The sequence below is a fragment of the Arenibacter sp. P308M17 genome, from assembly GCF_003426735.1.
In the GTDB taxonomy this organism is placed as follows: Bacteria; Bacteroidota; Bacteroidia; order Flavobacteriales; family Flavobacteriaceae; genus Arenibacter.
On record NZ_QVON01000023.1, the window covers coordinates 1 to 1,273 of the forward strand.

2 protein-coding genes are annotated in these 1,273 nt (G+C 31.3%); both read left to right on the forward strand.

Annotated features, from left to right (window positions below):
• Positions 1 to 212: 212 nt before the first annotated feature.
• The gene (locus D0S24_RS20870) at positions 213 to 584 is read left to right on the forward strand and encodes a hypothetical protein (RefSeq protein WP_117021786.1); all 372 of its coding nucleotides are present in this window, start codon (positions 213 to 215) and stop codon (positions 582 to 584) included.
• A 233-nt stretch (positions 585 to 817) separates the two neighbouring features.
• Positions 818 to 1,162 (forward strand): hypothetical protein, encoded by a 345-nt coding sequence (locus tag D0S24_RS20875; protein ID WP_117021787.1) that lies wholly within the window; start codon positions 818 to 820, stop codon positions 1,160 to 1,162.
• Positions 1,163 to 1,273 lie beyond the last annotated feature (111 nt).

Sequence of the window (1,273 nt, forward strand, 5' to 3'; positions counted from 1 at the left end):
TTATACATTACATTGTTTTTTAAGATTGCATAAATTTAAGTAAAACGTATTTTGAACACGACAAAGCTTCCGACCGGTAGGGAGGATTCGTTCAACACCGTATAAAATTAATGCGCTACGATGTCCTGTTACGACCAGCGACTTGTTTTGATTGGCGCACTAATCTTATACCAATTCGTTGTGTACAATGTTGACCCGTCCTAAATAAAATTATGATTATTCTAAATAAAGAAAACAACCAAAAGAGAAATATAGTCTTAACTATTTATCTCTATTTTACATTATTTATAGGAATTTATTTCTTGAAAGAGGATTTTCAGAATGTATTTAATGATTCGGATTTTGACAATGTATTTCTCTTAATAGTCGGAGTAGCTGATATAATATTCACCTTTATGATTTTGGATTGGAGAAAATTTGGATTTTATGGACTGTTAGTTACAAGTTTGCTATTAATGATATTTAATTTAATAAGCGGATATGGATTATTAATTTCTTTACTTGGTTTTTTTGGATTTATAATAATATTCTTGTTGTTACAACTGAAAAAAAAAGGAGTAAGTGGATGGAAGAATTTAAAATGAAAAACACTGTACACAACAATGTATAACCGCAATTACGGCGGATTCGACTGCGTCCGAATCCACGCGTAATTGCTACCGTCAGTGCTTATCCGAAAAACATTAAATTAAATCCCGTAACTGCGGTTATACTAAACGTTGTACACAAGCTGAAAAACGAACTCAAATTGATAAAAAAGTTACTAATTGGATTTTTATTACTCGGAATAATATCCATAATCGGATATTTCGTTTTTATGTCAAATTTTGAAATTTTTGACGAACCAACCGAAACGGAATTAAAAGTGGAATGTGATTACGAAAGTTTACGAAAAGTAAAAATGACCGAAATGAATGGAAATGCAACTTTGAATAAATCAATTCATATTTACGCAACTGATTGCAATTATGATGAAAATATTGAACCTGAATCAATCTTTGTCGCAAGTGCTGAATTTATAAAACCAAAAGATGTTAGTTTTGAATGGAAAAGTTTTGACACTTTGACAATTAGATATAATAAAAAGCTAAAGGTTTTCAAACAAAAAAAAGAATCGGAATCTATAAATCCGAAAATAATATTTGAGTATATAACCGAATAAAAAGCCAGTGTACAATAACTAAGTATTCGGCCCGCCGATAGGCCAGGGCTGAATATCTTGTTGACGGATCCGGTTCCTCCCTATGGGGAAAGCCTTCTTTTTTGTGTTTGT

What these genes read in the sequence shown, in the direction of transcription:
- D0S24_RS20875 (WP_117021787.1), top strand. Translation starts at nt 818, where the DNA reads ATGTCAAATTTTGAAATTTTTGACGAACCAACCGAAACGGAATTAAAA.
- D0S24_RS20870 (WP_117021786.1), top strand. Translation starts at nt 213, where the DNA reads ATGATTATTCTAAATAAAGAAAACAACCAAAAGAGAAATATAGTCTTA.